Source organism: Streptomyces spongiae, assembly GCF_009377185.1.
In the GTDB taxonomy this organism is placed as follows: Bacteria; Actinomycetota; Actinomycetes; order Streptomycetales; family Streptomycetaceae; genus Streptomyces; species Streptomyces spongiae.
Map to the genome: position 1 here is coordinate 1 of NZ_VJZC01000717.1, position 4,550 is coordinate 4,550.

At 72.1% G+C, this 4,550-nt stretch carries 4 protein-coding genes; 3 read left to right on the top strand and 1 reads right to left on the bottom strand.

The annotated features are described in order from the left end of the window. Window positions 1–1,468, bottom strand: a 1,468-nt coding sequence (locus tag FNH08_RS45225; RefSeq protein WP_152777382.1) for a urocanate hydratase, incomplete at its 3' end; no start/stop codon positions are given. Window positions 1,469–1,697: 229 nt separating this feature from the next. Here FNH08_RS45225 and FNH08_RS45230 point away from each other — a divergent pair. The 3 genes from FNH08_RS45230 to FNH08_RS45240 form a co-directional block, all read left to right on the top strand. Next, complete coding sequence (locus FNH08_RS45230; protein ID WP_228034771.1) at window positions 1,698–3,056, top strand: type III PLP-dependent enzyme domain-containing protein; 1,359 nt, start codon at window positions 1,698–1,700, stop codon at window positions 3,054–3,056. 313 nt (window positions 3,057–3,369) lie between these two features. Continuing rightward, complete coding sequence (locus tag FNH08_RS45235) at window positions 3,370–3,768, top strand: hypothetical protein (RefSeq protein ID WP_322726485.1); 399 nt, start codon at window positions 3,370–3,372, stop codon at window positions 3,766–3,768. 80 nt (window positions 3,769–3,848) lie between these two features. Next, on the top strand, window positions 3,849–4,550 hold a 702-nt coding region (locus FNH08_RS45240), incomplete at its 3' end, for a hypothetical protein (RefSeq protein WP_407704579.1).

Below are 4,550 nucleotides of genomic sequence, written 5' to 3' on the forward strand. Positions count from 1 at the left end.
TACCCACCCCACCCCCATGGTGAATGGACACCCACGACGCACCCGAAGCCACGTTGACCATGGCGTTGAGCAGCGGCCAGTCGGCGATGGCGTCGGATCCGTCGAGCATGGCCTCGGTCTCGCGGTACGGCGAGGCCACCGACCCGCAGTCGAGGTGGTCCCGCCCGATGGCCAGCGGCGCGGCCAGCTCACCGCTCGCGACCATGTCGTTGAAGCGCTCGCCCGCACGGTCCCGCTCGCCGTACCCCAGCCAGCAGATGCGCGCGGGAAGGCCCTGGAAGTGGACCCGTTCCCCGGCCATCTTGATCCAGCGGGCGAGGGACTCGTTCTCCGGGAAGAGGTCGAGGATCGCCTTGTCGGTCTTGGCGATGTCCGACGCCTCACCGGACAGCGCCGCCCACCGGAAGGGGCCCTTGCCCTCGCAGAACAGCGGGCGGATGTAGGCGGGCACGAACCCGGGGAAGGCGAACGCCCGCTCGTACCCGGCGAGTTCGGCCTCGCCCCGGATCGAGTTGCCGTAGTCGAAGACCTCGGCACCGGCGTCCATGAAGCCGACCATGGCCTCGACGTGCCGGGCCATCGACTCGCGCGCGCGGGTGGTGAAGCCGGCGGGGTCCTTGGCCGCGTAGGAGGCCATGTTGTCGAAGTCGACGCCCAGCGGCAGGTACGCCAGCGGGTCGTGCGCGGAGGTCTGGTCGGTGACGATGTCGACGGGCGCGCCCTCGGCGAGCATGCGCGGCAGCAGCTCCGCCGCGTTGCCGAGCAGCCCGATGGACAGCGGCCGGCGGGCGTCACGGGCCTCGACGGCGAGCTGGAGGGCGTGCTCCAGGGAGTCGGCCCTCACGTCCAGGTAGCGGTGCTCGATGCGGCGCTCGATCGCGCGCGGGTCGCAGTCGATACAGATCGCGACGCCGTCGTTCATCGTCACGGCGAGCGGCTGGGCGCCGCCCATGCCGCCGAGCCCGGCGGTCAGGGTGATCGTCCCGGCGAGCGTCCCGCCGAACCGCTTGGCGGCCACGGCGGAGAAGGTCTCGTACGTGCCCTGCAGGATGCCCTGGGTGCCGATGTAGATCCACGAACCGGCGGTCATCTGCCCGTACATGGTGAGGCCGAGCTGCTCCAGCCTCCGGAACTCCTCCCAGTTGGCCCAGTCGCCCACCAGGTTGGAGTTGGCGATCAGTACGCGCGGCGCCCACTCGTGGGTCTGCATGACACCGACGGGACGGCCCGACTGCACGAGCATGGTCTCGTCCTGCTTCAGGGTCCGCAGCGTCCGCACCATGGCGTCGAAGGAGCGCCAGTCACGGGCGGCCTTGCCGGTGCCGCCGTAGACGACGAGCTTGTCGGGGTGCTCGGCGACCTCGGGGTCGAGGTTGTTCTGCAGCATGCGCAGCGCGGCTTCCTGCTGCCATCCCAGGGCGCTCAGTTCCGTACCGCGCGGTGCTCGGACGGGGCGTGGTCCTGACATGGGCTGCCTCCTGGCGGTCTGATGCGGGCTACGGACTGGCTACGGACTGTTGCACTGCCCATTCACATCCTGAACCGCTGAATAGAACTAGTCAATACACCCTTTACGCCAGCGGGGACCCGCCGCAGGTGTTTGGCTGGACACACTGGACAGAAGAAGCCCCGGACAGGCACACGGCCACCAGGCCGCGAACACGCACAACACGACAACGGGGGCCACGATGGAGGACATGGAGCACGGATTCGCAGACGGCGCCGACGAGGAGCGCACCGCGCGGCGGGACGAGGCGATCCGCGCGGCCGTGGAGCAGGGGCTGGTGGGGCCGGGCAGCCCGGTCATCGGGCTTCTCGACGTCGAGGGCATCCGGGCGTCGGCGGCGGCGTTGCGGGCGGCGTTCGACGCCGTGACCGCACCGGGCACGCCGGTCCTGCACGCCTTCGCCGTGAAGGCGACGCCTCTCGTGCCCGTACTGCGCCTGCTGCACGAGTCGGGTATCGGCGCGGAGGTGGCCAGCCCCGGCGAGCTGGCGCTCGCGCGAGCCGCGGGCATCACCCCGGCCCGGACCGTCCTGGACTCCCCGGCCAAGACCCCGGCCGAACTGCGCGAGGCACTGGCCCTGGGCATCGCGGTCAACGCGGACAACCCCCAGGAGCTCGACCGCATCGACGCCCTGGTCCGCTCGGCCCCCACCCGCTCACCCATCGGCATCCGGGTCAACCCGCAGGTCGGCGGCGGCACCATCGACGCGACGTCCACCGCGACGACCACGTCGAAGTTCGGAGTGGCGCTCCAGGACGAGGGCGCCCGGGAGTGGGTCGTCCGCACCTGCGCGGAGCGCCCCTGGCTGACCCGGCTGCACGCGCACGCCGGCTCCCAGGGTGTCCCGCTCTCGCTGATGGCACGGGGCGTGGAGGAGACGTACGCGCTCGCCGAGGAGATCAACCACCGCCTCGGGCGGCGCCAGATCGACACGATCGACATCGGCGGCGGCCTGCCGGTCAACTTCGCCTCGGACGCCACCACCCCGACGTACGCGCAGTACGCCCGCCTGCTGTCCGAGGCCGTACCGGGACTGTTCGACGGGCGGTACGGACTGGTCACCGAGTTCGGCCGGTCGCTGCTCGCCAAGCACGGCACGGTGGTCGCCCGCGTGGAGTACGCCAAGCGCGCGGGCGGCCGGCCCATCGCGGTCACACACGCCGGGGTCCAGGTGGCGACCCGTACGGTCTACGCGCCGGCCTCATGGCCTCTGCGCATCGCCGCCTACGACTCGAAGGGGCGCCCCAAGGAGGGGCCCGACGTCGTCCAGGACATCGCCGGCCCCGCCTGTTTCTCCGGCGACCTGCTGGCCGAGGGCCAGTCCCTGCCCCTGTTGGACCAGGGTGACTACGCGGCCGCCCTGGACACGGGCGCGTACTACTTCGCCCACCACTACGCCTACAACTCCCTCCCCCGCCCCGCGATCCACGGCTTCGCGCCGACCGGGCAGGGAGAGATCCACTTCGCCCTCGTACGGAAGGCGCAGACACCGGCCGAGATCGTGACCGAGTCGGGCGGCGACCACCCGACGGCCCTCCTGGGCCTGTAGACACCGGCGGCTCCGGCGGCCCCGCCCGCACAGCACCGGCGCACACTGCGCCCCCGTGCTTCAACACGTGCGCCCACGTGTGCCGGCTTGACGCCCCGCACCGGCCCGCGCGGACCATCGCCCGGGTCCATCACCGCAGTTCAGCGCCCATACCCTCGAACAGGCATCAACACCCCCCGAAACGGGGACAGTCGACCCACCTTAGTCACTCGGCGCATGTTCCACTGGAAAATGCCAGAACACTTACTCCTCACACACACGTTGCGTAGCTTCGTGGTCACTCAGCCGTACCCGAGGCGGGAGGGGAGCCACGGTGCCCGGAATCGACGAGTGTCTGGTGGAAGCCATGAGGCTGCCCGGTGCCCTGGGCGCCGCGGTGGTCGACTGGACCAGCGGCCTGGCGCTGGGCACGGTCGGCGAAGCACCCGGCGGTGACCACGAGACGACCGCGGCCGAAGCGGCGGAGCTGGCCCGGCTCGCCGCCGAACACGGCGCGTTCGCACCCGAGGAGGGCTCCGGCTGGGACGGCGAGGACCCACCCGTCGAGGACCTCATCGTCAGCAACCGCGACACGTACCACGTCCTCCGTTTCGTCCGGACGACCTTCGACAGCAGCGTCTTCCTCCACCTCTGGCTCGCCCGAGCCGACGGCAACCTCGCCCTCGCCCGCATCCGCCTGGGTGAGATGGCCGGACGGCTGGTACTGGGATGACCGTGGTCAGCACACCGCGCACGCCCCCGCCCCGGCTTCCCACGCGTCCGCGGCCGGTCGACAGCGCCGCCCTGTCGCCCATGCTCCACCGGCTCGCCGCCGAGCGCGCCACCGGAGTCCTGCTCCGCGAGCGCGGCACGCTCTACCTCTGCGACGGCCAGGTCGTGCACGCCGAGAGCCCCGAGACCCCGGGCCTCGACGTGCTCCTCACCGCCGGCGGTGTCCTGGACGCCGAGGGATGGCGGGAGGCGGTCACGCAGGCGGGAGAGAGACGGCGGGTCGGGCGGTACCTGGTCGACAGCGGGCGGGTCACCGAGGGCGCGCTGGAGTTGTGCCACACGGGGGCGCTGTTCGACGCGGCGTACTTCGTACTCGGCCCGTCCAGCGCGCCCGCCCGCTTCCAGTACGGGGCCGCGCACTGGCTCGGCGCGGTGCGGCCCGTACCGGTGGCCGCGCTGGAGCGCGAGACCGTGCGCCGCCGCGAGCTGCTGCACCGCATCTGGCCCGACACGGCGACGGACAGCGCACCGCTGATCCGGGCCGGCCGCCATGCCGAGCCACCGGTCCCGGCCCGCCAGGAGGCCGTCCTCGGCCAGGTGGACGGGGTGCGCACGGCCGCGGACATAGCCCGGACCCTGGGACGCCCGGCGTTCCACACCCTGGTCGACCTGCGCAGACTCGCCGCCGCCGGCATCGTCACCACGGCGTCCCTCCTCCCCCGTCGGCACGCCCGGGCCCCGATGCCCCTGACACCTCCGACGCCGCACCCGACCGACGACCAC

Excerpts from the sequence above, each read along its gene's own strand:
- FNH08_RS45230 (WP_228034771.1), top strand. The coding sequence starts at position 1,698 with ATGGAGCACGGATTCGCAGACGGCGCCGACGAGGAGCGCACCGCGCGG.